Here is a 26,197-nt window from a genome sequence, read left to right as displayed (position 1 = left end):
CCGGTAAAACGGCGGGCACCTTCCGGACCGCGCCCGCTGACGGCGTCAGCAAGCCAGGTCCAGGACATCCCGGGCACGCTGCAGCGCCACAGTGGACGAGTAGATCAGGGCGGCATCTGCGGACTCGGCCACCCGCAGGTCCAGGGCGCGGGCGAAGGATTCAACCGCCGCCGACGTTTGCCCCGCGCTGTACTGGGTCTTGCCCAGGAACTGCAGGACCAGTGCCTCGCGGGGCGTCCCCTGCACCTCGGCGAGCAGTTGCCGGAACAGCTCCACGGCCCGGTCAAGCCGGTTGGAAACCCTGAGTACTTCGGCTTCAAAGGCCCGCAACTTGAAGGACTCGGGGTCTTTGAAACGCGCCTCGGCCAGCAGTTCCGCCGCCTCAGCACCGTGTCCTTCCACCAGCAGGACGAAGATGTGGTCTGCAGGGTCGGTGGACACTGCCAGTGCCTCCCGGCAGGCATCCTCGTTCACGATCTGCGGCAGCAGCGTTTCAGGGTTGATGCGGATACCCGGGAAGCCAGCCTCCGGCCAGTCTCCTGTTCCCTCCATGTCGCCGAGCATCAGGAAGCGATCTCCTGGTACGCGGCGAACAGCAACGAGGTGTCCGGAACGTCAAGGATCCCCGGCTTGGCTATCCCGTCCAGGACAACGAAGCGCAGGAGGTCGCCGCGGGACTTCTTGTCCCGGCGCATCCCGTCCAGCAGGCCCTGCCACCTGTCCCGGCGGTAGGTGACGGGAAGTCCCAGTGTCTCCAGGATGCTGCGGTGCCGGTCGGCGTCGGCGTCGGTGAGCCTGCCGACGCTGCGGGCAAGTTCGGCGGCAAACATCATGCCCACGGACACGGCTGCGCCGTGGCGCCAGGAGTAGCGTTCCACCAGCTCGATGGCGTGGCCCAGCGTGTGCCCGTAGTTCAGGATTTCCCGCAGTCCCGACTCCTTGAGGTCCTCGGAGACAACCTTCGCCTTCACGCCGATTGCCCGCTCAATGAGTTCACGGAGGGCGGCCGATTTCGGATCCACTACCGCCTCCGGGTCCCTTTCAATGAGATCGAGGATGGCGGGGTCGGCGATGAAGCCGCACTTGATGACCTCCGCCATTCCCGAGATGATCTCGTTCTTGGGCAAGGTGTCCAGCGTGTCCAGGTCGGCCAGCACGGCCGCCGGGGGGTGGAAGGCGCCCACCAGGTTCTTGCCCTCGGCGGTGTTGATGCCGGTTTTCCCACCTACGGAAGCGTCCACCATGCCGAGCAGGCTGGTGGGCATGTGGATGACCTTGATGCCGCGGAGCCAGGTGGCAGCGACGAAACCGGCGAGGTCTGTGACTGCGCCTCCCCCGACGGCGACAATTGCGTCGGAGCGGGTGAAATCGTTCTGCCCGAGGACCTGCCAGCAGAATGCGGCCACCTGGATGTGCTTGCCTTCTTCTGCGTCCGGAATCTCCGCCGTCAGGGAGGTGAATCCTGCTTCCGCAAGCTCATCCCGGACGGTGTCGCCGGTCAGCCGCAGCGCGCGGGGGTGGATCACCAGGACCCGCCGGACGCGCTCACCGAGCAGGCCGGGAAGGTCCCCCAGAAGTCCACGCCCCACCACGACGTCGTAGTTGTTACTGGCGGATTCGCCGGTGACCTTGATAACTGTTGATTCCGCGCTCACTTTTCAACTTCCTGTTTGGCAGCTGCGTAGTCCCGCAGTGCTGCTTCCAGTCGGCGTCCCAGCTCGGAAACCGAGCCGTGGCGCACGTCCAGGGTGATATCTGCCAGCCGCTCGTACACCGGCTTGCGGGTGGCGAACATTGCCGTCCACCGGCCCATCGCGTCCCCCGCCAGCAACGGCCGCCCGGAATTCCGGGCAATGCGGGCGGCCACTGTCGTTGCGTCGCCTTCGAGGTACACCACCGTGCACCGGCTGATCAACTGCTGGGTTCCGGAGTCAAGAACAGCGCCGCCGCCAAGGGAGATGACGGTGGGCGTGCCGTCCGTCGCTTCCACGACGTCGGCCACTGTCCGCGCCTCTATCTCGCGGAAGGCGTGCTCACCGCGTCCCGCGAAGATATCGGAGATAGAGCCATGGGCTGCCACGATGACGGCGTCGGTGTCCACGAAAGGTACACCGAGCTGCTGGGCAAGCTGCTGCCCAATAGCGGATTTACCGACGGCCATGGGCCCGATGAGGACCACCGGGCGGCCCAGGGACGCGGTTTTGTTGCTGTGGGGCACTTACTGGCCGATCGAGTCCAGGGACGCCGGAATGCTGTCCAGGTAGCCCTTGATGTTGCGTGCCGTTTCCGCCACGGAGTCGCCGCCGAACTTTTCGGTGACCGCTTCAGCCAGGACCAGTGCCACCATGGCTTCTGCCACCACGCCGGCGGCCGGGACGGCGCAGACGTCGGAGCGCTGGTGGTGTGCCTTCGCCGGTTCTCCCGTGCTGACGTCGATGGTCTTCAGTGCGCGGGGAACTGTAGCGATGGGCTTCATCGCGGCCCGGACGCGCAGCACATCACCGATGCTCATACCGCCTTCGATGCCGCCCGCACGGTTGCTGGTGCGGACAATTCGCCCGTCGGCGTCCCGGACGATCTCGTCGTGGGCAGCCGAACCGCGGCGTGCGGCGGTCAGGAATCCGTCGCCGACCTCCACACCCTTGATCGCCTGGATGCCCATCAACGCGGCTGCGAGGCGGGAATCAAGCCTGCGGTCCCAGTGCACGTAGCTGCCGAGTCCCGGCGGGAGTCCATAGGCGAGGACTTCAACGACGCCGCCCAGGGTTTCGCCTTCCTTGTGCGCCGCGTCCACCTCGGCCACCATCGCGTCGGACGTTTCCCGGTCGAAGCAGCGCAGCGGATCCGCATCCAGGGCCAGCACGTCCGTGGGAACAGGCAGCGGGCGGCCTTCGGGCACGGTAACGGTTGCGATGGAGACGGTATGGCTGACGAGTTCGATGCCGAGGTGCTTCAGGAACTGCGCCGCGACCGTACCCATCGCCACGCGGGTGGCAGTCTCGCGGGCGCTGGCGCGTTCCAGGACGGGCCGGGCCTCGTCGAAGCCGTACTTCTGCATCCCGGTGAAGTCGGCATGCCCCGGCCGGGGGCGGGTCAGCGGCGCGTTGCGGGCCTGGTCGGCGAGCAGCTGGGCATCCACGGGATCGGCAGACATGATCTGCTCCCACTTGGGCCATTCCGTATTGCCCACCTGGATGGCGACGGGCCCACCCTGGGTTCGCCCGTGCCGGACACCGCCGAGGATAGTCACAACGTCCTGTTCAAACTTCATTCGTGCGCCGCGCCCGTAGCCCAGGCGCCGGCGGGCCAGTGAATCAGCGATGTGCCCGCTGGTGATTTCCACACCGGCGGGGACGCCTTCAATAATTCCCATCAGAGCCGGACCATGGGATTCACCGGCAGTCAACCAACGCAACATATTTTCCATCCTGCCACGTATGGCGGTTACAACGCCCGTCGGGGAAGGCCGACTGCGTCACACATCACATCTATGACGGATGCGTTAACTTCCTCATCGAGCCGGCTGAACAGGCGTACCTGTTCCACGGCCTGGTACAGCAGCATTTCGAGGCCCGGGACCACGGCACCGCCGCCGGCCTCCCACACGGAGGCGATCAGGCTGGGCCAGGGATCGTAGGCCACGTCCAGCAAAACGCCGGGCGTGGAGGTCTTCAGCGCCGCGATCTCAGCTGCCAGCCCGTCTGCAGCGCGCGGCGGAAGGGTGGAGATAACGACGTCGGCAGCCGCCGTTGGTTTCGCAGCCTCCGGGAGGGGCCGGATTTCCAGGGAAAGGCCAAGGCTTTCTGCTGCGGCGCGGACTTCGGCCGTTCGTGAGGGATCACGTACGAAGATCCGGGCGGAGCCGGCTCCCAGCTCTGTCAGGGCTGCAACGGCTGCGGCTGCGGTGCCGCCGCCGCCGAGGATGACGGGGGCCTCAGGCTTGCGGGCTCCGGCGTGCCGGACTGCGTTGACGATTCCTGTGACATCCGTGTTGAAGCCAATGGCACGTGAACCGCCCGCGTGCTCCTCGAAGGACACCGTGTTCACCACGCCCAGCGTCCGGGCCACACCGCGGACCTCGTCCACCTCGCCGACCATGGCGGTCTTCAGAGGCATGGTGACCGAGAGCCCGCGCCAGCCCGGCTGGTCCCGGAGCTGCCGCATCAGCGACGGCAGCAATTGCTCAGTGACGTCGATGGCCGTGTAGCTGATGCCGATGCCCAGCCGGCTGTATGCCGCGTGATGCAGCACCGGCGACTTCGAGTGGCTGATGGGGTGGCCCAGGACGGCTGCCCTCAGGCTCATGTGCAGCGGCCGACGTTCGCCATGCACCAGGCGTTGTACTGGTCAACGTAGACGTTGTGTTCAGCCAGGGTGCGGGAGAACTTCGTTTCCTTGGTGTCCAGGTTGATGGTCACCCAGTACAGGTAGTCGTTGGATTTGGGCTTGGCGGCAGCATCAATGGCTGTCTTTCCCGGGGAACCGATCGGGCCCGGGGGCAGGCCCGGATTGGCGTAGGTGTTGTACGGGTTTGACTTGTCCTGGCGCTGTTCTTCCGTGAAGTTATAGCTCTTGGTTCCCAGCCCGTATGTGACAGCTGAGTCCACCTGCAGGAAACCGTTGGTCTGGTCATTGGGCTTCAGGCGGTTGTAGATGGCCCCGGCAACGTCCCCGTATTCTGCCTGGCCGCCTTCCGCCTGCACGATGCTGGCCACGATGACGGCCTCATACTGCTTGGCAGGATCAGTGATCCCCTGCGACTCCAGCTCGTCAACGGTGATCTTGACCAGTGATTGGAGGATGTCCTTCGCCGGTGTGCCCAGCGGGTAGCGGTGCTCACCCGGGGCCAGGTACCCTTCGAGGTTCTTGGCAGTCGCAGGCAGCCCGAACTGGGCCGGCTGGTTGCTGAGGGCCTGCAGATCCTGGATGGAAACGCCGGAACCTTCAGAAATGGCCTGCAGCGACTCACCGATACGCAGCCCGGCGCTCAGGGCGAAGTAGATGACCTTGGTCTGGTCCTTGCCGAGCAGGACGTTGACGGCGTCGGAGTTCTTCATCTCTGTCTTGAAGGTGTAGTCCCCCGGCGCCAGAACTCCGCCGGATGCGTTGAAGGCCTGGAGGAAGGTGTCGGAATTCGCGACGACGCGCTCACCCTCCAGCTTGGTGGCCACGGATCGCGTGCCTTCCCCGTTCTCCACCGTCACCATCACCTCGCCCGAACCGGGGCCCGGGTAGTCGCTGGGCTTGTCATTGCCCAGCAACGGCTTCAGGAACTGCGCCCCCACGGCAACGGCGGTCACGAAAACCGCAAGCGTGAGGAACAGCGCCAGCAACCTGCGACGGCGCCGGACCTTTTTCGAGGGCTTGGCCACTACGGGCGCTGCCGCGGCGACGGGCAGGAACTCTTGGTGCCCGGCGCCGTGGTGCGCATCGTTGTAATGTCCGTGGTCATAGTGCCCCTCGTGATGGAGGGCATGGTCGTGGTGCACGCCCTCCTGGTAGTGGTGCCCCTCGGCATAGTGGGCATCGTCGTCGTAGCTTTCCGCTGCGTGCTGGTGTCCAGCGAGGGCAGGCTCAGGGTAGGACGCGTGGACGTCATCGTAGGAGCCGTCGTCGTGCAGAGCCTGCGGCCCGTCATGAATGTCCTGGATGGATGGTGGCGTTTGGGGAGCGGCCGGAACCGAGCGTTCTTCAGGGGCCGAAGGAGCCGGTGGCGCAGCAGCGGCCGGTGGCTCGGAGGGCGGTGGCGGAACGTCGTGACCCGTTTCGTAGGCCTGCTCGGGCACGGCGCTCTGGAGTCCGGTGTCAGAGGTCTTTTCGCGTGCCCGGAGTTCCTTGCGGGTCAGCGGCCGTGCAGCCCCGGCGTCCAAGGGGCCGGAAGCGTCGTCAATATTGGCAGGACTCACTGTTGCCTTCCATCATCTGAAGATCGGTCCGTGTCCGGAGTGGCGCGGAGGGACTCAACCGCCCCGCCTACCTCCGGTTCCACGGAAGGGGCGGGCACGGTCACGCGTCGACCGACATCCGATCCCCTGGCTTTTTGCATGTCGAGGGCGTGCTGAAGGATGCCTGCCGCCGCGACCTGATCAACTACTTTACGGTGATTCCGGCTGCTCATGCCAGCTTCATGCAGGTTGCGGTGGGCCGTAACGCTGCTCAGGCGCTCATCCACCAGGTTCACGGGCACCGCCAGGGACCGGGTGGCCAGCTCTGCGGCCAGCAGTTCCGCGTACTCGGTAGCCATCCTGGCGGACGCGTGTTCCTCGCCCTTCATAGTCCGGGGCAGGCCCACGATGACCTGCACAGCATCAAGTTCCTGGACCAGGTTGGCGATGACCCGGACGTCCGAGTTTTTCTTCGGGTTCCGGTCCAGTGTCTTGTACGGCGTGGCCAGGATGGAGTCGCGGTCGCAGATGGCCACCCCCACCCGCACCGTGCCGACGTCGACCCCCAGTTTGATGCCCTGGGGGCTGCCGCCGGCCGCTGTTGGATTGGTCATGGGAGGTTTATCGCCCCGAAATCGCGTCCACGACCGCTGCCAGGGCAGGGGCCACCTTGCCGGCGTCCGTCCCGCCGCCCTGGGCTACGTCGTCTTTGCCGCCGCCGCCGCCGCCGAGGATGCCTGCCGCGAGCCGTACCAGGGCACCGGCCTTGACGCCGGCTTCCCGGGCGGCTTCGTTCGTGGCCACCAGGATCATGGGGCGCTCGTTCGCGACGCCGGCAACAGCCACCGTAGCGGCGGCCGAACCCAAGCGGTTGCGCAGGTCCAGCGCCAGGCCGCGGAGGTCGTCCGCGCCGCTGACCTGCCCGGCGTCGTGGGCAACCACGCTGACCCCGGAGGCATCCTTGGCGCTGTTGACGAGCTGGGCGGCGGAAGCAGCCAGTTGTTCCTTGCGGAGCCTGTCGAGCTCCTTCTCGGTAGCCTTCAGCTTGGCGAGGGTGGCGGCGATCCGGTCAGCCAGCTGGCCGGAGGGAACCTTGAGCATGTCGGTCAGTTCGGTCACCAGGGCGCGCTCAGCCGCGAGGTGGCGGAACGCGTCCATGCCCACGAAGGCCTCGACGCGCCGGTTTCCCGAGCCGACTGATTGCTCGCCCAGGAGCGAGAGGCTGCCAATCAGCGAGGTGTTGGCCACGTGGGTTCCGCCGCAGAGCTCGCGGGACCAGGCGCCGTCGATCTCCACAACGCGCACTTCGCTGCCGTAGTTCTCGCCGAAGAGGGCCATGGCGCCCAGGGCCTTGGCCTCGGCCAGTCCCATCACCTTGGTTTCCACGGTGTAGTTGTTCCGGATGGCGAGGTTGGAGACCTCTTCGATCTCAGAACGCGTGGCGGTGCTCAGGCCCTCGCCCCAGGCGAAGTCGAAGCGCAGGTAGCCGGCCTTGTTGTACGACCCGCGCTGGGTGGCTTCCGGCCCAAGGATCTGGTGCAGTGCCGCATGCACAATGTGGGTACCGGTGTGGGCCTGCTCGGCGGCGTGACGGCGTTCGCGGTCGACGGCGGCACGCACCAGCGAGTCAGCGCCGATCTCGCCTTCGCGGACAATCGCCTTGTGGACGCTCAGGCCCTTCAGCGGCCGCTGGACGTCGAGGACCTCGACGACGAAGCCGTCGCCGGTGATCAGGCCGGTATCCGCGGCCTGCCCGCCTGCTTCTGCGTAGAACGGGGTCTCGGAGAGGACGAGCTCGATCTCGTCGCCCGTGGACGCCTGCTGTACCGGCTGTCCTCCGGTGAGGATGCCGCGGACGCGCGATTCGCCGTCGAGCTCGGTGTAACCGGTGAAGACCGTCTCGCCCTGGGCCAGAATCTCCTGGAAGGCGCTCAGGTCGGCATGGCCGCCCTTCTTGCCCTTCGCGTCAGCCTGGGCACGCTTGCGCTGCTCCTGCATGAGGCTGCGGAAGGCTGACTCATCCACCTGGAGCCCGGCCTCCTCCGCCATTTCGAGCGTAAGGTCGATGGGGAAGCCGTAGGTGTCATGCAGGGCGAAGGCATCGGCGCCGGAAAGCGGCCTGTTGGCGGCCTTGGATTCCTTGACGGCGTCCTCAAGCCGGGCGGTGCCGGAGGCGATAGTGCGCAGGAACGCCTTTTCTTCCGCGTAGGCGATCCGGCTGATGCGGGCAAAGTCGGTGTCCACCACCGGGTAGACGCCCTTCATGGCATCCCGGGAGGCCGGCAGCAGCTCCGGCAGGCAGGCCTGCTCCACGCCAAGGAGGCGCATGGAACGTACGGCACGGCGGATGAGCCGGCGCAGGACGTAGCCGCGTCCCTCGTTGGAGGGGGTCACGCCGTCGGAGATCAGCATGAGGGCCGAACGGATGTGGTCGCCTACCACGCGCATGCGTACGTCGTCGGTGTGGTGCGGATCGTCAGCTGTTTCGGCGGACGTGTATTCCTTGCCCGAGAGCTCGGCGGCCTTGTCGATGACGGGACGGACCTGGTCGGTCTCGTACATGTTCTCGACGCCCTGCAGGATCATGGCCAGGCGCTCCATGCCAAGGCCCGTATCGATGTTGCGCTTGGGCAGCTCACCCACAACATCGAAGTCTTCCTTGGAACGGACATTCTCAATCTGGTACTGCATAAACACGAGGTTCCAGATCTCGATGTACCGGGTCTCGTCGGCAAGCGGGCCGCCCTCAATGCCGTAGGCGGGGCCGCGGTCGTAGTAGATCTCCGAGCAGGGGCCGGCCGGACCGGGCTGGCCGGTGTGCCAGTAGTTGTCGGACTTGCCCATTTTCTGGATGCGCTCTGCAGGAACGCCGGTGTTCTTCAGCCAGAGTTCCTTGGCTTCGTCATCCTCTTCGTAGACCGTCACCCACAGCAGTTCGGGCGCGAGGCCGTAGCCGCCGTCGTCCACGCTGGTGGTCAGCAGTTCCCAGGCGAACTTGATGGCGTCTTCCTTGAAGTAATCCCCAAAGGAAAAGTTTCCGCACATCTGGAAGAAGGTGCCGTGCCGTGCGGTCTTCCCGACTTCCTCGATGTCACCGGTGCGGATGCACTTCTGCACACTGGTGGCGCGGGAGTAGGGCGGTTCTTCGCGTGCGGTGAGGTACGGGATAAACGGAACCATGCCGGCAACCGTGAACAGCAGCGAGGGGTCGCTGGAGACCAGCGATGCGGAGGGAACCGCGGTGTGGCCCTTGCTGACAAAAAAGTCCACCCAGCGCTTAGTGATCTCCTGCGACTTCATGAGCTGTTTACTTACCCTTCTTGGTCCACGCACATGCGCGGAAGTTCGTTCGCTTGGCAGTTCCGTAGGCACGGTTGCTGCCGGTTGGTTCTGACGTGCCGGGGCCGGGCTGCGGCCTGGCCGGGTGCCGGGTCAGCGGCGGACCAGTTCTCCGGAGTCCACCCCGAGGGCGGCGCGGAGATCGGTTTCCCGTTCACGCATTCCGTCCCGGATGGCATCCGCGAAGTCGTAGACGCCGTCGGCCAGCCGGCCTACAGCCCGGTTGAGGCCCTGGGGCCCAAGCGTGGACTGCATGGTGGCCTGGGCTTCGGTGACTTTGCGGAACGCGATGACTCCGATCGCCACGCCGATTCCCATCCAGACAAGTCGTTTCATTTTAGGTTCTCCGGAGTTCAGCGGCTGCGGCGGCCGGCAGCGGGTTTCTTGCGGTTGGCCAGTGCGGTGCGGACGCCGTAGCTGAACGCTGCCACTTTAATGAGCGGGGAACCAACGGTGGCGGCAACCAGCGAGGACAGTGCCGAGAGGTTCGCTGACGCGTCAGAGACGTTGGAGGAGATTCCATCCACCTTCTTCAGCTGCTGGTTGGTGGTGGACACGGTGGCCGTGACTTCGTCCATCAGCGGCGTGGCGCCGTCGCTCAGGGACCTGATGGAGGTCCGGACCTCGTCAAGTACTTTGCCCAGCTTCAGGATGGGCACGGCAAGCAGCAACACCAGGAGCGCAAACACTCCGGCAGCGATCAGGCCGGCAATATCGCCACCAGACATAGACGTTCATCTCCTCGAAATTCTGTGGTTCGTTCCACCCGGCGGATGCGTCGTGAAGCGCATTCCGCAGATGTCCCCCAAGTACCTTACATACAAAGAAGCCCGCGGCGCTTGCCACGGGCTTCTTTGGATACGCTGCTGGAATTTAGCGTGCGTAGAATTCGACGACCAGCTGCTCTTCGCAGGTCACGGGGACCTCGGAGCGCTTGGGGCGGCGGACCAGGCGTGCCTGGAGTGCTTCCAGCTTGACGTCCAGGTATGCCGGAACGGCGGGCAGGACGTCGCGGTGGGCGCCGGCTGCTGCAACCTGGAGCGGAACCATGGTTTCGCTGCGGCTGTGGACGTGGACCAGCTGGCCCTCGCCGACGCGGAACGACGGGCGGTCAACGCGGACGCCGTCAACCATGATGTGGCGGTGCACAACCAGCTGGCGGGCCTGGGCGATGGTGCGGGCGAAGCCGGCACGCAGGACCAGGGCGTCCAGACGCATTTCGAGCAGTTCGATGAGGTTTTCACCGGTCAGGCCCTTGGTGCGGCGGGCTTCTTCGAAGGCACGGGTCATCTGTGCTTCGCGGATGCCGTACTGGGCGCGCAGGCGCTGCTTTTCGCGCAAACGTACGGCGTAGTCGGAGTCCTGCTTCTTGCGGGCACGGCCATGCTCACCGGGGCCGTACGGGCGGCGCTCCATGTACTTGGCGGCCTTGGGGGTCAGAGCGATGCCGAGGGACCGCGAGAGGCGGGCCTGACGGCGAGCACGAGTGTTGTTAGCCACTTGTGTCCTTCCAATATCTGCGGTGTGTCAGTGTTACTGGCCTCCACGATGGAGAGCATCGGCCAACCGCTGCCTTTTGCTACTGGGCACAGGCATAACCTTCTCAACATAAAATTGGGGAGATTGTGCGTCCGCGCCTTGCCAGACAAACATCTATCCTACCACGGCGCCTACTGGCCCCGGACGATCTTTCGCAGCCGCTCCAGCCGTACCGCGATGTCGCGCTCGGCGCCGTTGGCGGTGGGCTGGTAGTAGTCCTTTCCCACCAGGTCATCGGGCGGGTACTGCTGAGTGGCAACTCCGTGTGGCGCGTCGTGGGCGTACTTGTAGCCCAGGCCGTGCCCCAGCTGCTTCGAACCGGGGTAATGGGCGTCCCGCAGGTGGGCGGGAATGCCGTTCCCCAGCCCCGCCCGCACATCGGAGACGGCCTTGTTGATACCCATGTACGCGGCATTGGACTTTGGCGCCGTGGCCAGGTGCACCACGGCTTCGGCGAGGATGATCCGCCCCTCGGGCATACCGATGAGTTGCACGGCCTGGGCCGCGGCCACCGCAGTCTGCAGGGCCGTGGGATCAGCCATCCCCACATCCTCCGCTGCCGAGATCACGATCCGCCGGGCGACGAACCGCGGATCCTCGCCCGCCTCGAGCATGCGGGCCAGGTAGTGCAGGGCCGCGTCCACGTCGGAGCCGCGGATGGACTTGATGAACGCGCTGATGACGTCATAATGCTGGTCGCCGGCACGGTCGTAGCGGACCGCAGCCACATCCAGGGCACGCTCGGTGTGTTTAAGTTCGACGGCGACGGGCCCCTCCCCTGCATCGTCCGCGTCCCCGAAGGCAACGCCGGCGGCCGCCTCCAATGCCGTGAGGGCCCGGCGTGCGTCGCCGCCGGAAAGCCTTACGAGGTGGTCGAGTGCTTCCTCACTGAGGCCTACTTTCCCGTTCAGCCCGCGGGGGTCGGCGACGGCGCGCTGGATCAGTCCTTCAATGTCCGCGTCCGTCAGCGGACGGAGCGTTAGCAGCAGTGAGCGGGACAGCAGCGGTGACACCACGGAGAACGACGGATTCTCGGTGGTGGCGGCAACCAACACCACCCAGCGGTTTTCGACGCCGGGCAGCAGGGCATCCTGCTGGGCTTTGTTAAAACGGTGGATCTCGTCCAGGAACAGGACCGTGGTGGTCTTGTAGAGGTCGCGTGCCGTCAAGGCCTCGTCCATCACCCGCCGCACGTCCTTGACACCTGCGGTAATCGCGGAGAGCTCCACGAATTTCCTGCCCGGTCCGCGGGCAATCACGTGGGCGAGGGTTGTTTTGCCGGTTCCCGGGGGCCCCCAGAGAATGAGCGAGGTGGGTCCAGCAGGGCCTGTTGTGTCTGCTCCGGCCCCGGCAGCGAGCTGCCGCAGGGGCGAGCCCTGGCCCAGGAGGTGCTGCTGGCCCACTACCTCATCAAGGGTGCGGGGACGCATCCGGACGGCAAGCGGGCCGCGGGGGGAAGCGTTGGCCCCCGGCCCTGCAGCCCGGCCGGCGGCAACGGAACCGTCGTCGACATCGTCATTGCCGGTACCGTGCCCGAAGAGATCTTCCACATAGATAGGCTACTTCGAGTTCACTTCCGGATTTTGCCCGGGAGTCCACCCGGCCCAGTAAAGGAATGCCACTATGTCCGCACGCAGCACCGGCGGAGCCAAACTGCCGTCCGTGCGCACTGCCTACGTCCCGGGCAGCCGCCTGCCCGGCTGGGCGGAGAGGTTCGGCGCCGCGCATGGCGGGTTTCAGGTGCGGGATGACGACGACGGGCTGCGCCTCCTCGCTGACGACGGCGCCGAAGCGCTCCTGCAGGCGCCCTGGCCCAGTGACGGTAGGCCGGGCCGCGGCGCTGACGCGCTGGAACGGCTTGCCTCCCTCGCGTCACAGCCGCGCCGGCTCGGCCTCCTCCTCGTCCGGCGTGGAGGTTACGGGGTTGCGGTGGTCAGTGAGGGCGTGCCCTTGGCTTCGAAGGTCGGCTCCACCTACGTGCAATCCCGGACCGCCGCGGGCGGCCAGTCCCAGCAACGGTTCGCGCGGCGGCGGTCCAACCAGGCGGACGCACTCGTGGATGCTGTAGCCGAACAGGCCCTTCGGGTATTCAGCGGGGAGCCGTTCGAATACGTGGTCCCGGGCGGTGACCGGGCATTGGCGGGCTTTGTCCTCGACCACGTGGCCCTGAAGGACTATGCCGGGCTGCCCCGGCTGGCCTACCTTGACGTCCCCGACCCCAAGGCCGCCGTACTGAAGAAGGCGGCCGCTGATGCCTGCTCGATACGGATCCAGGTCACCGACCCGCACTAGCAACGCCGGGACCGGGACAGCAGGATGACAAGGACCCTTGACACTTCTTTGTGGCGGCCGCACACTTGATGCATGACAAGCAAACTTGACAGCAATGACCGCAGCGCCGGCGACCGGGCAGTTGCCCGCTCCTATCAGATTGATTTCTGGCCAGGCATCGCCGCCTACGCCGTGGTGCTGACGGCAGTGCTTCTCTGGGGCGACCTGGATGGGAGCAGCCCGTGGCGCTTTGTCTGGGCCGTTCTGCCGGTGATACCCAGCCTGTGGATCGTCCGGGCCGTGCTCCGCCATGCAAAGCGCATCGACGATTATCAACGCCTTTTGCTGCTGCAGGCGCTCGGAGGCGGGTTCGCCGTCGCCATGGTTGCGTCTGTGACCGTTGCTTTCCTCGAGATAGCAGGCATGAGCTTCGTGGGGATCGGCTGGATCATCTACGCAGCAGGCATGCTGGGGTGGATCGTCACAAGCATCGTGGTGGCCCGCCGGTGAACAACCACCTGAAAGTGCTGCGCGAATCACGCGGGTGGACGCAAGGGAATCTCGCCGATCAGTTGGGCGTTTCGCGGCAGACCGTCAACGCGCTGGAGACCGGCCGCTACGACCCGGCCCTTCCTTTGGCCTTCCGCATCGCACGGCTCTTTGACAAGCCCATTGAGTCGATCTTCATTCCCGACGATGCGGACATAAGAACCGGGCGTTGAGCTCAGCAGCCCGTCAGGGCGCGCCGGGGCCGCTGCTGGCGGTAGAGGTAACGGCCCGATTCCTCGAACCCAACCCGGTTGTACAGCCGCCGGGCTGCCTGGTTAGCCGCAGTGACCAGCAACCAGAAGTGGGCGACGCCGCGCTTGTCCCCCTCGGACAGCAGCGCCTGCAGCACCGCCGAAGCGTAGCCGCGCCTCCGACGGGACGGTGACGTGGCCATGCAGTAGAGGCCGCCGGTTCCGTCCGCCAGGGCGAGGCGCCCGACGGCGGCTGGCCCGCCGTCGTCGTCCCTCGCCAGGGCATAGAGGGAAGGGCACCCGGCCAGGATGGTTCGCGCCGTCTCACGTTCGGCCTGGCCGCCCCGACCATCCACGCTCCACCAAAGGTCCAGCCATTCCTCGTCCGGCTGGTCCCGGATTTCCACCTTGGCAGCCGCTGGCCCCGGAGGTTCAATACCGGCCGGCCGGGCCAAAATAAGCGTCTCGGACTGCCGGGTGAAACCCTGAGCGTCCAAAAGATCGTTCAGGACGGCGTTGGCAGGTGTGTCCGTTAGCTGGAAGATCAGGGGAAGACGCCGCTTCCGGTACCACTGAACCGCCTCGCGCAGCGCAGCCTGGGGCTCCGCTGGGGCCTTCCGCGGCCACACCGAGTTGGCCCTTTGGGTAACGCCGGCGGCAGCCCGGAGCACCCACTCCCCCGTGTCGTAACGCTCGACGGCGGGCCAGGCCATGTCCATCAGCGTTTCGAAGGCGCGGGCCCGCTGCCCGGGGAGGCGGTGGACCATAAGGACTCCAGTCTGCGGATAAGCCTGAAGGCCCTCCCTGCCGGGAGAGCCTTCAGGTGGATCAGCGGTACGTTACTTGCCGTCTGCCGGCTTGGCCTCAGGCTTAAAGTCCACGCCGGCTTCCTTGCGCTGCTGCGGCGTGATCGGTGCCGGGGCGGCAGTGAGGGGATCGTAACCGTTGCCGGTCTTCGGGAAGGCAATAACGTCGCGGATGGACTCCACGCCGGCCAGCAGTGCCACCACGCGGTCCCAGCCGAAGGCGATGCCGCCGTGCGGAGGGGCGCCGTACTTGAAGCCCTCCAGCAGGAAGCCGAACTTCGTCTGGGCATCTTCCCGGTCCAGGCCCATCAGTTCGAAGACCCGTTCCTGGACGTCGCGCTCGTGGATACGGATGGAACCGCCGCCGATTTCGTTGCCGTTGCAGACGATGTCGTACGCGTAGGACAGGGCCGACTCCGGATCCTGGTCGAACGTGTCCAGGAACTCGGGCTTGGGCGAGGTGAAGGCGTGGTGCACGGCGGTCCACTTGCCGCCCCCGACGGCCACGTCTCCGGAGGCCACCGCTGCTGCGGCGGGTTCGAACATGGGCGCGTCCACTACCCAGCAGAAGGCCCAGGCCTTGGGGTCGATCAGGCCGGTGCGGTGTCCGATTTCGACACGAGCAGCACCGAGGAGGGCGCGGGCAGCTGACTTCTCGCCGGCAGCGAAGAAGATGCAGTCGCCGGGCTTGGCGCCTACTGCATCCGCCAGGCCTGCACGCTCCGTGTCGGTCAGGTTCTTCGCTACCGGGCCGGCAAGCTCGCCGTCTTCCTTGAACAGGACGTATGCAAGGCCCTTGTGTCCTCGCTGCTTGGCAAACTCCTGCCAGCCGTCCAGCGTTCGGCGGGGCTGTGAGGCACCGCCGGGCATCACCACGGCGCCGACATACGGGGCCTTGAAGACACCGAAGTTGGTGTCCTTGAAGAACGCGGTGAGCTCGGTCAGCTCCACGCCGAAGCGGAGGTCGGGCTTGTCCGAGCCATACCGGGCCATGGCATCCGCGTAGGTAATGCGCTGGATGGGCGTCGGGATCTCGACGTCGATCAGCTTCCACAGTGCTTTGACGATGTTTTCGCCCAGGGCAATGATGTCGTCCTGGTCCACGAAGCTGGCTTCGATGTCCAGCTGGGTGAACTCCGGCTGGCGGTCGGCGCGGAAGTCTTCATCGCGGTAGCAGCGGGCGATCTGGTAGTACTTCTCGAAACCGCCCACCTGCAGGAGTTGCTTGAAAAGCTGCGGTGACTGCGGCAAGGCGTACCACGAACCCGGGGCCAGGCGCGCGGGGACCACAAAGTCACGGGCGCCTTCCGGCGTCGAACGGGTCAGCGTGGGGGTCTCAACCTCCACGAAGCCGTCCTGGTGCAGCAGCTCACGGGCCACCCGGTTTGCCTCCGAGCGCAGCCGAAGGTTGCGGGCGGGGCCGGGCCGGCGCAGGTCCAGGTAGCGGTGCTTCAGGCGTGCTTCCTCGCCCACCTCAACGTGCTCGTCGATCTGGAACGGGAGCGGCTCCGAGGTGTTGAGGATGACCACCTTGTCCGCCATGACCTCGATTTCACCGGTGGCCAGCGCAGGGTTCTCATTGCCCTCAGGCCGCTTGGAAACGGTGCCGGTGACCTGCAGGACATACTCGTTGCGCAGGCCGTGGAAAACTTCTTCCTCACGGACCACAACCTGTGCCACGCCGGAAGCATCGCGCAGGTCCACGAAAGCCACACCACCGTGATCACGACGGCGGCCCACCCAGCCAGCGAGGGTTACGGTTTGTCCAATGTGCTCGGAACGAAGGGATCCGAGGTCATGTGTGCGCAGCACAGCACGCCTTTCTGCGGGGTAAACACGGGAAGTCATACGGAAAGTTGAATAGGATCGTTCGGGGAACGATTCCGTTCGAGTTTACCCGCTGGAAAGGGACTGTCACCGCATGAGCGCGCACCAGCAACTGCATCGAAGGCTTGGTACCTTCGATGCCACCACTATCGGCCTTGGCTCCATGCTGGGCGCGGGGGTGTTCGTCGTCTTCTCCCCCGCCGCCGCGTTGGCAGGAAACCTGCTGGTCCTATCGGTCGTCATTGCCGGGGCCGTGGCGTACTGCAACGCCGTGGCATCAGCTGCCCTGGCAGCTAAGTATCCCACCAGCGGAGGGACGTACGTCTACGGCCGCAAACAGCTCGGAGAGTGGCCTGGGTTCCTCGCCGGCTGGGGCTTCGTCACCGGAAAAACCGCCTCTTGCGCAGCGATGGCGCTGACATTCGGCAGCTATATAGCCGGTGACTATGCAGTGCCCGTCGCCATCGCAGCGGTGGTGGCGTTGACCGCTGTCAACCTTCTGGGGATCACCCGAACGGCCCTGTTGACCCGCGTCCTGCTGTGCGTGGTGCTGGCCACCCTGGCGTTTGTCGCCGTTGCGGCGATTGTTGGGCCGCACCCGGCAGTGGACGGACCTCTGACTGCTGCCTCGGGTGGACCCGGGGGTGTGTTGCCGGCTGCCGGACTGCTGTTTTTCGCCTTCGCCGGTTACGCCCGTATTGCCACGCTGGGCGAGGAAGTCAAGGACCCGTCCCGCTCCATCCCAAGGGCCATCCTTGCTGCACTGGCTGCTGCCTTCGCCATCTACCTGGCGCTGGCATTGCTGCTGCTCAACCACCTTCCCGGCGGAGAACTGGCGGCCACGCAGACCCCACTGCTGGAAGCGGTCCTGCAGTCACGGCTGTCCGCTGGCGCGCCGTTGGTGCAGGCGGGCGCGGCAGCTGCGTGCCTCGGCGCGCTCCTGGCCCTGGTCACCGGCGTGGGCCGTACCACGCTGGCGATGGCACGTAAACGGGACCTTCCCCGGCCGCTGGCCCGGGTGGGCGGCAAGCATACCGTTCCGTACGCTGCAGAAGTCGCCGTTGCCGCCGTCGTTATCCTGCTCCTGCTGACAACCGACGTCATGACAGTGGTGGGCTTTTCAAGTTTCGGCGTGCTCCTGTACTACGCCGTGGCCAACGCCTCTGCGTACACGCTGGCATCGCACCCCGGGTATGCACCTAAGTGGCTTAACGCGGTCGGCTTCCTGGCCTGCCTCCTGCTGGCCTTCACCCTTCCACCGGCGTCAGTGCTCACCATGATGGCGGTCCTGGCCGCCGGTGTGGCCGGGCGCTGGCTGGTGCTGCGGCTGCGGCCGGAGTTATCCACATAGCTCCTCGGGCATCTGTTTTTGCCGCGTCCGGCTGGAAGACTTTGTCCATGGAAGCAACAGCGTCGTCGGGAACCCGGGGTCAGGAAGCGACTCAAGCAGAGGGAAGTTTTCCTGGTCCCCGGGTTGCCGATGCCGTGCGCACCGTTGCATCCATCCGTCCAGCCGCTGATGGCCCGGGAATGATTGACCAGCTCCGCGAGCTGGAAGACCTGAAAGCGGCAGCAGCCGCGGTGCAGGCCAAGATCGCCGTGGCTTATGACATCTCGAGAAGACAAGAACAGGCCGCGGCGGGTGTCCCGGCAGATGAGCTCGGCGCCGGGGTGGGAGCGGAAATCGCCCTGGCCCGGCGCGAGTCTCCCTCCCGTGGCGGCAGGTTTTTGGGTTTGGGGAAAGCCCTCACCCGCCACGCCGACACACTTAAGTCTTCCGGCGATCAACGTCCCAAAGGCGCCATCATGGCCGACGCCCTCGTCGAACGCCTCACCGGCACCCCCGGCGGGATCACCGGCGTCGAGATCCAGCTTGTGATGACCGACCGCACCCTCTTCCAAGGCGACAGCGAACCAGCCCGACTCACCGGCCACGGCATCATCCCCGGCAGCTGGGCACGAAAAGCGGTCATGGGAGCGTTTGACTCAAAGCCTGCCGGCAGGGAAACAGCTGCTGAAAAGGCGGGCATAAGAGCAACTGGTTCTGAGAACACGGGCGCCGCGGCGCATTCAGCAGCAACCCCGGAGAGCGCCGAATTCAAGGTCTGGCTCCGCCGGCTCTACACAGCACCCGCCACCGGTGAACTGGTCGGGATGGACTCCAAGGCACGCCTCTTCCCGCCGGGCCTCCGCCGGTTCCTTCAAGTACGCGACGACACCTGCCGCACCCCCTACTGCGACGCGCCCATCCGCCACCACGACCACATCATCCCCCGGCACAATGACGGCCCCACCATCAGCGGAAACGGGCAAGGCCTCTGCGAAGCCTGCAACCACACCAAAGAAGCACCAGCCTGGTCAGCAAAACCCGTCCCGGGGCCCCGACACTCAGTAAAACTGCGCACACCAACAGGGCACCGATACCGGTCAACAGCTCCCCCGCTGCCCGGCACACTGATGACCGGGACTCATTTAACCGGCACCTTGGCGAACGTTGGGGGTGCTGCGCCGCGTCGTCGTCAGCACCGGGAACGCATGAAGGCACTCAAGCGCGCCCACTTCAACGACCCGTACTGGCGTAGGACGTCAGTTCCCTAAACCGTGGATGGCACCTGCACCGTCGAGGCCACTTGAACCGTCAGATCTTCCAGCGGCGGGGTCCAGGTTTCCGGGAACGCGACCACCTGTTCACCGGTGCGGATGTCCTTCACCTGGTGGGTGCCGTCGTCGTCGGTGAACCAAACGAAGGGGATGCCGCGGCGGTCAGCGAACTTGATCTGCTTGCCGAACTTTTCCGCCTTCGCCGCCACCTCGGTGGCAATTCCACGGCTGCGGAGCTGGGCTGCAACGTCCTGTGCCGCACTCCAGCTGTCGTCGGAGGTGAGGGAAACCAGGACCGCGGTCGGAACGGAGCGTGAGGCCTTGGCGAGGTCCTGGCTGAGGATGCGGGAGACCAGCCGCGTGACGCCGATGGAGAGGCCCACCCCCGGGAACTTCCGGTTGCCCTTCGATGCCAGCGCGTCGTAACGGCCGCCGGAGCAGATGGAGCCCAGCTGCTCGTGCCCCACCAAAACGGTTTCCACCACGGTGCCGGTGTAGTAGTCCAGGCCGCGGGCGATGCTGAGGTCAGCCACCACCTTGCCGGGGGCACGCTGGACAGCCGCCTCGATCACCTGTTCCAGCTCGTTCAAGCCTTCATCCAGCAGCTCGTTGCTGACCCCGAGCGCCTGAACCTGTGCCACGAAGGACGTGTCCTCCGTGCGGATCGCAGCCAGCTGCAGCGCCTTCTGCGCCTGTTCGTCCGTGGCCCCCAGCTCCGCCTTGAGCAGGTCCGCCACCTTGTCCGGGCCGATCTTTTCAAGTTTGTCGATGCTCCGCAGCACGCCGGCGGTGTCCTCGAGTCCGATGCCGCGGTAGAAGCCTTCCGCCAGCTTGCGGTTGTTGATCCGCAGGCGGAAGTCCGGGATGGGCAGTGAACTGAGGGCCTCGGCGATCACCAGGGCAATTTCGACGTCGTACCGGAAGGGCAGGTCGCCGTCGCCCACCACGTCGATGTCCGCCTGCGTGAATTCACGGGCGCGGCCCTCCTGCGGACGCTCACCGCGCCAAACCTTCTGGATCTGGTACCGGCGGAACGGGAAGGCGAGGTAGCCGGCGTTCTCCACCACATAACGGGCAAACGGGACGGTGAGGTCAAAGTGCAGGGCAAGGGCGTGCGGATCGGCCTTGCCTCCCTTGACCGGGTTGTCGCTCTCGTCCTCCTGTAGCCGGCTGAGGCCGTACACTTCCTTGTCAATCTCGCCCTTGCGCAGCAGTTGGCCAACCGTTTCCACCGCCCGGGTCTCAATTGAAGAGAACCCGTGCAGCTCGAATACCCGGCGAAGCGTGTCCAGCACATGCAGCTCCACCAGCCGCTCCTCGGGAAGCCACTCGGGGAATCCGGACAGGGAGGCGGTGCGTGCCATGGTGGATTTTCTCCTCGTAGGTGTTGTGCCTGGGACTTGCCCGGTATCCCGAAAGAGGCCAGGAACGGCGGCAGTCCAGCCAGTCATGCATAAACTATGTGCGGCAGTCAGTTTATGCGTCATCCGCCGGCATCTCTAATGCGGCGGACCGGCAGGGCTCGGCCGTCAGACAACTGCGCCCGAGGCCTTACGCCACGCTGTGCAGCAGCCCGACAATAAGGAGGAACCTTGGCGGCCAGTTCACGCAGCGCCCGCGAAGCAAAGCGTCGCATCCAGCAAATGGAAGCCAAGCGCGAGCTGCGGCGGGACCAGGAGAAGCGGCGCAAGCGGGACAACGTCATCGCCGCCGGCGCCGGAACCGCCGCCGTTGTGCTCGCCGTCGTACTCCAGCTCACCGCCTTCGCAGGGAATCCGACTGAGGAAGAGTTCGCTGCTGCGGAGGCGGGGCTGACAAGTCCGTCCGCCTCAGCATCCGCAAGCCCGACTGCCCAAGCGACCAACGGCCCTAATATCCCGGCTGCCGAGACCGCTGCGGGCAAGACCTTCACCGGCGACCTCGTCCTTAACGGCAGCGCACTCGCCGTGGAGCTTGATGGGACGAACGCCCCGCAGGCCGCCGCGGTTTTCAAGTCCCTCAGCGACGAGGGCTACTACAACGGGAAATCCTGCCACCGCCTCACCACGGGTGAGACCTTCGGGCTGCTGCAGTGCGGCGCCTCCGGCCCGGAAGGCCAGGGCGATCCTGACTACACCTGGGGGCCGTTGGAGAACACGCCCGCTGACAATACTTATCCCGCCGGGACAGTCGCCGTGGCCCGTACCGGCAACAACGCCTTTGGGAACGGAAAACAGTTCTTCATTGTCTACAAGGACACGGTCATTCCGGCCGACACTGCCGGCGGCTACACAGTGGTGGGACGGGTGACGTCCGGCCTGGAAGTGGTCTCGAATCTGGCCGCCGCCGGAATTACGCCGGGCAGCAGCGACACAGACGGCGCACCTGTGGAACCAGTCACGATAGACTCGTTTTCTCTGAAGTAGGAGGCCCGGCCCCGGCGGCTGCGGCGCAGGACCTGAGTATTTTCCTCCAAGCGAAAGACTTTTAGCGGTGACAGACAGTCAGAAATCCGACGAAACAGCAACAGACCTGACCGAGACGACGGCACCCGCCGCCGTCGAGGACGCGTCTGAAGCAGCCACCACCCCGGCAGCGGAAGCCCCCGTGGACGATGCAACGGAGAGCAGCAGCCCGGCACCGGAGAACAGCGCGCATGCGCCGGCGCCCCGCCCGGCGCCCTCCCCGGCCGCCTTTGCCTCCCGCCCCAAGCCCGCCGCAGCGCCTGCCGCAGCACCGGTTCCCACGGTTCCGTCCACCTCACTGGCGGAAGCCTCAAAGTGGGGACGCGTTGAAGGCGACGGACACGTCTTCCTGACCATCGACGGCGCCGAGCACCCTGTCGGCCAGTACCCGGACGTCAGCGACGACGAAGCCCTGGCGTACTTTGCCCGGAAATATGACGACGTGGTAGCCCAGATCGTCCTGCTTGAGCAGCGCGTCAGCTCCAAGGCTCCAAGCACCGACATGCAGAAGACAGTCAGTCACCTCCGCGAGCAGTTGGCCGAACGGAACATGGTGGGCGATCTCCGGTCGGCCGAGGCGCGCCTCGACGAGCTCTCCACCCAGATCGCTGAGCTGGAAAAGGCGGAAAAGGCTGAGCACGACGCCGTCCGCGCTTCCGAGCTTGCCGCACGCGAGGCAATTGTTGCAGAAGCCGAGCAGATATCCGGGCAGGATCCGGCCCAGACGCAGTGGAAGACCTCCAGCGCCAGGATGAATGAGCTCTTCGAGAGCTGGAAGGCCGCGCAGAAGAGCGGAGTCCGCCTGGGCCGCAGCAACGAGGACGCCCTGTGGAAGCGCTTCCGGGCCGCCCGCACCGTGTTCGACCGTCACCGCCGGGCCTACTTCTCACAGCTGGACAGCAACAACTCCGCTGCCAAGTCCGCCAAGGAAAAGCTGATCGCCGAAGCGGAGGCCCTGTCCACCTCCACTGACTGGGGTTTCGCAGCCGGCGAGTACCGCCGCCTGATGGACCAGTGGAAGGCCTCGCCGCGGGCCAGCCGCAAGGACGACGACGCCCTGTGGGCGCGGTTCCGTGCCGCCCAGGATGTCTTCTTCACAAACCGCCAGGCCGCCAATGACGAAATCGACCAGGAGTACGCGGCAAACCTCACGGTCAAGGAAGCCCTCGTGACCGAGGCCAACGCGATCCTCCCGGTGAAGGACCTGGCCGCCGCCAAGAAGGCCCTGCAGTCCATCCGTGACCGCTGGGAAGAGGCCGGCAAGGTCCCGCGGGCAGACATGGGACGCATCGAGGCGGGTCTTCGCAAGGTTGAGGATGCAGTGCGCAACGCTGAGGAAGAACAGTGGCAGCGGTCCAACCCGGAGCGGAAAGCACGCACCAACAGCGCCCTCTCCCAGCTGGAGTCCGCCATCGCCGGGCTGCAGGACGATCTTGCCAAGGCAGAGAAAACCGGCGACCAGCGCCGGATCAAGGCTGCCCAGGAAGCCCTCGAAGCACGGCAGGCGTGGCTTGACCAGATCCAGCGTTCCGCCAGCGAACTGACCTAGCCTCATCGCCTGGCTCATCCAGGCTGCCGTAAACTGCAGGCCCGGCTCCGGTTATCCACATATCCGGAACCGGGCCTGTCCCTGTTAAGCGCGGGGGCGGCAGGATGGGTGGATGGCGATTCCACCACCTGCTCCGTCGGCAAACCGGGACAAGGACCCTGGCCAGGGCGGGGAAGCAGCACCCCGTTTTCCCGAACTGTACGCTCCTGGCCTGCCTTTTGCATCGCCGGAGCTGCAGTCCCTGGCCTCGGACGGCCTGCTGCAACGTTTCCATCAGCACGGCTACACCTTGCCGGGAGCCACTGCCTCTCCACAGCTGCGTGCACGGGCTGCAGCGGGTGCCGTCCCCGTTGCAGTCCGCCAACGGGTAGTAGCGGGCCGAATGACGGCGGCATGGATCTACGGCTGTGCCGGCGAACCGGACCGGATTGCCCTCCTGGTGGACGCGAAGCGGCGCGTTTCAAGCCTTCGGAACACCAGGGGCTGCACGCTGCATGAGGTGAAGCTTGGGCCCCTCGACGTGGTCAGCCTGGGCGGCCTGATGGTGTCCAGCCCGCTGCGGACTGCCCTTGATGTCGCGCTGCACGTGGAGGCCGACCGCGCCGTTCCCACGCTCGAGCGGCTGCTCGCACGCCCGCAGAACGATGTGCGCCTGCGTTTGCTCGTGCTTGCCATCGAGGCCAGCCCCCGCGTACCCCATAAAAGAGCAGCGCTGGAGAAGCTGGCCCGGCTAGCTCCGGCGCTTGTTCCCGGTGGTGCGGTAGACGTCAAAAACCCCGTCAATGCGGCGGACCGCACTAAGGACGTGGTGCAGGTACTTGGGGTCCCCCATCTCGAAAGCAAACTTTGAGATGGCCACCCGGTCCGTGGAGGTATGGACGCTGGCTGCAAGGATGTTCACGTGGTTTTCGGACAGCACGCGCGTCACATCGGAGAGCAGCGATTTGCGGTCCAGCGCCTCCACCTGGATCTCCACCAGGAACACACTGGACTGGGTGGGCGCCCAGTCCACGTCCACAATCCTGTCCGGCTGGTCCTTCAGGTCCGAGATGTTGGTGCAGTCAGTGCGGTGCACCGAAACCCCTGAGCCCCTGGTCACGAAACCCAGGATGGGATCCGGCGGCACGGGAGTGCAGCAGCGGGCAAGCTTTACCCAGACGTCACCCACGCCTCGGACGACAACCCCGGAATCGGAGAACCGTGCCTTGGTGACCTGGGTGGGGACACTGACTTCGGTGATGTCGTCGTCGGTGCTTTCATTGCCGCCAAGGCTTTCAACGAGCTTCTCCATGACCGACTGGGCGGAGGTGTGCCCGTCCCCCACTCCGGCGTAGAGACCGGAAATGTCGACGTACTTGAATTCCTGGGCTACTGCGGCCAGGGCCTCGTGCGTCATCAAGCGCTGCAAGGGAAGATTCTGCTTCCGCATCGCCCGCGTCAGCAGTTCCTTACCGCGGTCGATCGCCTCTTCACGGCGTTCCTTGCTGAACCACTGCCGGATCTTGTTGCGGGCCCTGGCGCTCTTGACGAAGTGCTGCCAGTCCTGGCTGGGTCCGGCGCCTTCGGCCTTGGAGGTAAAGATCTCCACCCAGTCGCCGTGGTTCAACTCGCTGTTGAGCGGAACCAGCTTGCCATTGACCCGGGCGCCGATGGTCCGGTGTCCCACCTCGGTATGGACGGCGTACGCGAAGTCCACCGGCGTAGACCCTGCCGGCAAGGCCATAACCTCACCCTTGGGGGTGAAGACAAACACCTCACGGGCGTTAATCTCGAACCGCAGCGAATCAAGGAACTCGCCGGGATCCGACGTTTCCTGCTGCCAGTCCACCAGTGAACGCAGCCAGCCCATGTCGCCGTCGCGGGGACTGCCCGGGCCCACGGCAGTCCGGTTGGGCTGGTCCTTGTACTTCCAGTGGGCGGCAACGCCGTATTCGGCGCGGCGGTGCATCTCGTGGGTCCGGATCTGGATTTCCACCGGCTTCCCGCCCGGGCCGATCACCGTGGTGTGCAGCGACTGGTACATGTTGAACTTGGGCATTGCGATGTAATCCTTGAACCTGCCCGGCAGCGGGTTCCACCGCGAGTGCATGGTTCCAAGCGCCGCGTAACAGTCCCGGACGGAGTCCACCAGGACACGGACACCCATGAGGTCATTGATGTCGTCAAAGTCCTTGTCGCGGACAATCATCTTCTGGTAGATCGAGTAGTAGTGCTTGGGGCGCCCCGTGATGGTGGCCTTGATCTTGGCAGTGCGGAGGTCTTCCGTGATCTGGTCGCGGATAACGCTCAGGCTCTTCTCCCGCTCCGGTGTCCTGTCCCCCACCATGCGGACAATCTCTTCGTACACCTTCGGATAGAGCGCCGCGAAGGAGAGGTCTTCCAGCTCCCACTTGATGGTGTTCATGCCGAGGCGGTGGGCAAGCGGGGCAAAGATTTCCAGCGTTTCCCGGGCCTTGCGGGCAGAAGACTCGGCGGAGACAAAGCGCCATGTGCGGGCGTTGTGAAGCCGGTCGGCAAGTTTGATCATCAGCACGCGGATGTCCTTAGCCATGGCCACAACCATCTTGCGTACAGTCTCGGACTGGGCTGCTTCCCCGAAGCTGACCTTGTCCAGCTTGGTCACGCCGTCAACGAGCATTGCCACCTCAGGGCCGAAATCGCGCTTCAGGTCAGCAAGCGTGTAGGCGGTGTCCTCGACGGTGTCGTGCAGGAGAGCCGCCGCCAAGGTTGTCCCGCTCAGTCCCAGTTCGGCGAGGATGGTGGCCACCGCCACCGGGTGGGTGATGTAGGGATCGCCGCTCTTGCGCTTCTGCCCCCGGTGGCTTTGTTCCGCCACGTCGAAGGCACGCTGGATCAGGTCAAAATCCTCTTTGGGATTGTTGGCCCTTACTGTCCTCAGCAGCGGCTCGAGGATGGGCGAATAATTTGCTGCGCTGCGTCCCGTCAGGCGGGCGAGCCTGGAACGGGTGCGTTCCCTCCGGCCGGGGAAGGTGGGACGGGACCCGGAGTTGTCAACGGGGACCAGAGAACTTGAGCGCGCGGAAGCGGCCGCCCCGGCCTGCAGACCGGCAGCACTCTTATCTCCCTGTGCCGTTGGCACCGACGCCGAACGTTCTTCCAATGAAGCACCCCTCACCACCGTTTAATTACTTCAGTCTATTCCTCCGCCGGGGGACTTTTTAAACCGGCCGTTAAA

Annotated in this window: 24 protein-coding genes; 8 read left to right on the top strand and 16 right to left on the bottom strand. The window is 65.5% G+C overall.

The window, feature by feature from the left end; genetic code table 11:
* Positions 1–45: 45 nt before the first annotated feature.
* The 12 genes from M1D32_RS09485 to M1D32_RS09430 all read right to left on the bottom strand — a co-directional run bounded on the left by M1D32_RS09485 (position 46) and on the right by M1D32_RS09430 (position 12,313).
* On the bottom strand, positions 46–564 hold the full coding sequence (locus tag M1D32_RS09485) for a tetratricopeptide repeat protein (protein WP_458781952.1): 519 nt from the start codon (positions 562–564) through the stop codon (positions 46–48).
* Complete coding sequence (gene aroB, locus M1D32_RS09480) at positions 564–1,655, bottom strand: 3-dehydroquinate synthase (protein WP_458781951.1); 1,092 nt, start codon at positions 1,653–1,655, stop codon at positions 564–566. Before aroB ends, M1D32_RS09485 begins: the two co-directional genes overlap by 1 nt.
* The gene (locus tag M1D32_RS09475; RefSeq protein WP_458782152.1) at positions 1,652–2,161 is read right to left on the bottom strand and encodes a shikimate kinase; all 510 of its coding nucleotides are present in this window, start codon (positions 2,159–2,161) and stop codon (positions 1,652–1,654) included. The genes aroB and M1D32_RS09475 overlap by 4 nt, the downstream gene beginning before the upstream one ends.
* A gap of 57 nt (positions 2,162–2,218) precedes the next feature.
* Positions 2,219–3,418: a chorismate synthase gene (gene aroC / locus M1D32_RS09470; protein ID WP_458781950.1), complete on the bottom strand. Its 1,200-nt coding sequence runs from the start codon at positions 3,416–3,418 to the stop codon at positions 2,219–2,221.
* Positions 3,419–3,444: 26 nt separating this feature from the next.
* Positions 3,445–4,305: a shikimate dehydrogenase gene (locus M1D32_RS09465; RefSeq protein WP_458781949.1), complete on the bottom strand. Its 861-nt coding sequence runs from the start codon at positions 4,303–4,305 to the stop codon at positions 3,445–3,447.
* On the bottom strand, positions 4,302–5,906 hold the full coding sequence (mltG, locus tag M1D32_RS09460; protein WP_458781948.1) for an endolytic transglycosylase MltG: 1,605 nt from the start codon (positions 5,904–5,906) through the stop codon (positions 4,302–4,304). Before mltG ends, M1D32_RS09465 begins: the two co-directional genes overlap by 4 nt.
* A complete protein-coding gene (gene ruvX, locus M1D32_RS09455) occupies positions 5,903–6,499 on the bottom strand; it encodes a Holliday junction resolvase RuvX (RefSeq protein WP_458781947.1) in 597 nt (198 codons plus the stop codon). Before ruvX ends, mltG begins: the two co-directional genes overlap by 4 nt.
* Positions 6,500–6,506: 7 nt before the next feature.
* Positions 6,507–9,185, bottom strand: a complete 2,679-nt coding sequence (gene alaS / locus M1D32_RS09450) for an alanine--tRNA ligase (RefSeq protein WP_458781946.1) — start codon at positions 9,183–9,185, stop codon at positions 6,507–6,509.
* Between the two features lie 132 nt (positions 9,186–9,317).
* Positions 9,318–9,560: a hypothetical protein gene (locus M1D32_RS09445; RefSeq protein WP_240341793.1), complete on the bottom strand. Its 243-nt coding sequence runs from the start codon at positions 9,558–9,560 to the stop codon at positions 9,318–9,320.
* A gap of 17 nt (positions 9,561–9,577) precedes the next feature.
* Positions 9,578–9,952 (bottom strand): DUF948 domain-containing protein, encoded by a 375-nt coding sequence (locus M1D32_RS09440; protein ID WP_050054932.1) that lies wholly within the window; start codon positions 9,950–9,952, stop codon positions 9,578–9,580.
* Positions 9,953–10,097: 145 nt separating this feature from the next.
* On the bottom strand, positions 10,098–10,724 hold the full coding sequence (gene rpsD / locus M1D32_RS09435; protein ID WP_066276228.1) for a 30S ribosomal protein S4: 627 nt from the start codon (positions 10,722–10,724) through the stop codon (positions 10,098–10,100).
* A gap of 170 nt (positions 10,725–10,894) precedes the next feature.
* Positions 10,895–12,313: a replication-associated recombination protein A gene (locus M1D32_RS09430; protein ID WP_458781945.1), complete on the bottom strand. Its 1,419-nt coding sequence runs from the start codon at positions 12,311–12,313 to the stop codon at positions 10,895–10,897.
* A 73-nt stretch (positions 12,314–12,386) separates the two neighbouring features.
* Here M1D32_RS09430 and M1D32_RS09425 point away from each other — a divergent pair, with 73 nt between their 5' ends.
* The 3 genes from M1D32_RS09425 (at position 12,387) to M1D32_RS09415 (ending at position 13,756) form a co-directional block, all read left to right on the top strand.
* On the top strand, positions 12,387–13,055 hold the full coding sequence (locus tag M1D32_RS09425; RefSeq protein ID WP_458781944.1) for an acVLRF1 family peptidyl-tRNA hydrolase: 669 nt from the start codon (positions 12,387–12,389) through the stop codon (positions 13,053–13,055).
* A 72-nt stretch (positions 13,056–13,127) separates the two neighbouring features.
* Positions 13,128–13,544: a hypothetical protein gene (locus M1D32_RS09420; RefSeq protein WP_458781943.1), complete on the top strand. Its 417-nt coding sequence runs from the start codon at positions 13,128–13,130 to the stop codon at positions 13,542–13,544.
* On the top strand, positions 13,541–13,756 hold the full coding sequence (locus M1D32_RS09415; protein ID WP_458781942.1) for a helix-turn-helix transcriptional regulator: 216 nt from the start codon (positions 13,541–13,543) through the stop codon (positions 13,754–13,756). Before M1D32_RS09420 ends, M1D32_RS09415 begins: the two co-directional genes overlap by 4 nt.
* Positions 13,757–13,758: 2 nt before the next feature.
* On the opposite strand, the gene M1D32_RS09410 is transcribed toward M1D32_RS09415, so the two are convergent.
* Together M1D32_RS09410 and aspS are read right to left on the bottom strand one after the other, a co-directional pair.
* Positions 13,759–14,541: a GNAT family N-acetyltransferase gene (locus M1D32_RS09410; protein WP_458781941.1), complete on the bottom strand. Its 783-nt coding sequence runs from the start codon at positions 14,539–14,541 to the stop codon at positions 13,759–13,761.
* A 72-nt stretch (positions 14,542–14,613) separates the two neighbouring features.
* Positions 14,614–16,392 carry an aspartate--tRNA ligase gene (gene aspS, locus M1D32_RS09405; protein ID WP_458782151.1) on the bottom strand — a complete coding sequence of 593 codons (1,779 nt, stop codon included), beginning with the start codon at positions 16,390–16,392 and terminating at the stop codon, positions 14,614–14,616.
* A 109-nt stretch (positions 16,393–16,501) separates the two neighbouring features.
* Here aspS and M1D32_RS09400 point away from each other — a divergent pair, with 109 nt between their 5' ends.
* Together M1D32_RS09400 and M1D32_RS09395 are read left to right on the top strand one after the other, a co-directional pair.
* Positions 16,502–17,758, top strand: a complete 1,257-nt coding sequence (locus M1D32_RS09400; protein ID WP_458781940.1) for an APC family permease — start codon at positions 16,502–16,504, stop codon at positions 17,756–17,758.
* Between the two features lie 179 nt (positions 17,759–17,937).
* Complete coding sequence (locus M1D32_RS09395) at positions 17,938–19,005, top strand: HNH endonuclease (RefSeq protein WP_458782150.1); 1,068 nt, start codon at positions 17,938–17,940, stop codon at positions 19,003–19,005.
* Here M1D32_RS09395 and hisS read toward each other — a convergent pair.
* Positions 19,002–20,372: a histidine--tRNA ligase gene (gene hisS, locus M1D32_RS09390; protein ID WP_458781939.1), complete on the bottom strand. Its 1,371-nt coding sequence runs from the start codon at positions 20,370–20,372 to the stop codon at positions 19,002–19,004. The genes M1D32_RS09395 and hisS overlap by 4 nt on opposite strands.
* 228 nt (positions 20,373–20,600) lie before the next feature.
* On the opposite strand from hisS, the gene M1D32_RS09385 reads away from it, so the two are divergent.
* From M1D32_RS09385 to M1D32_RS09375, 3 genes are all read left to right on the top strand, one after another.
* Entirely contained in the window at positions 20,601–21,413 is an 813-nt protein-coding gene (locus M1D32_RS09385; RefSeq protein ID WP_458781938.1) for a peptidylprolyl isomerase, read from the top strand.
* Between the two features lie 67 nt (positions 21,414–21,480).
* Positions 21,481–23,001 carry a DUF349 domain-containing protein gene (locus M1D32_RS09380; RefSeq protein WP_458781937.1) on the top strand — a complete coding sequence of 507 codons (1,521 nt, stop codon included), beginning with the start codon at positions 21,481–21,483 and terminating at the stop codon, positions 22,999–23,001.
* A gap of 112 nt (positions 23,002–23,113) precedes the next feature.
* Positions 23,114–23,851, top strand: coding sequence for a hypothetical protein (locus M1D32_RS09375; RefSeq protein ID WP_458781936.1), 738 nt, complete (start codon positions 23,114–23,116; stop codon positions 23,849–23,851).
* Here the strand turns inward: M1D32_RS09375 and M1D32_RS09370 are convergent.
* On the bottom strand, positions 23,732–26,122 hold the full coding sequence (locus tag M1D32_RS09370) for a RelA/SpoT family protein (RefSeq protein WP_458781935.1): 2,391 nt from the start codon (positions 26,120–26,122) through the stop codon (positions 23,732–23,734). The genes M1D32_RS09375 and M1D32_RS09370 overlap by 120 nt on opposite strands.
* Between the last annotated feature and the right edge of the window lie 75 nt (positions 26,123–26,197).

This window comes from Arthrobacter sp. D3-16 (assembly GCF_054408515.1).
The sequence above is the reverse complement of the archived record's forward strand: the minus strand, read 5'-3'. Positions and strand labels throughout refer to the sequence as shown.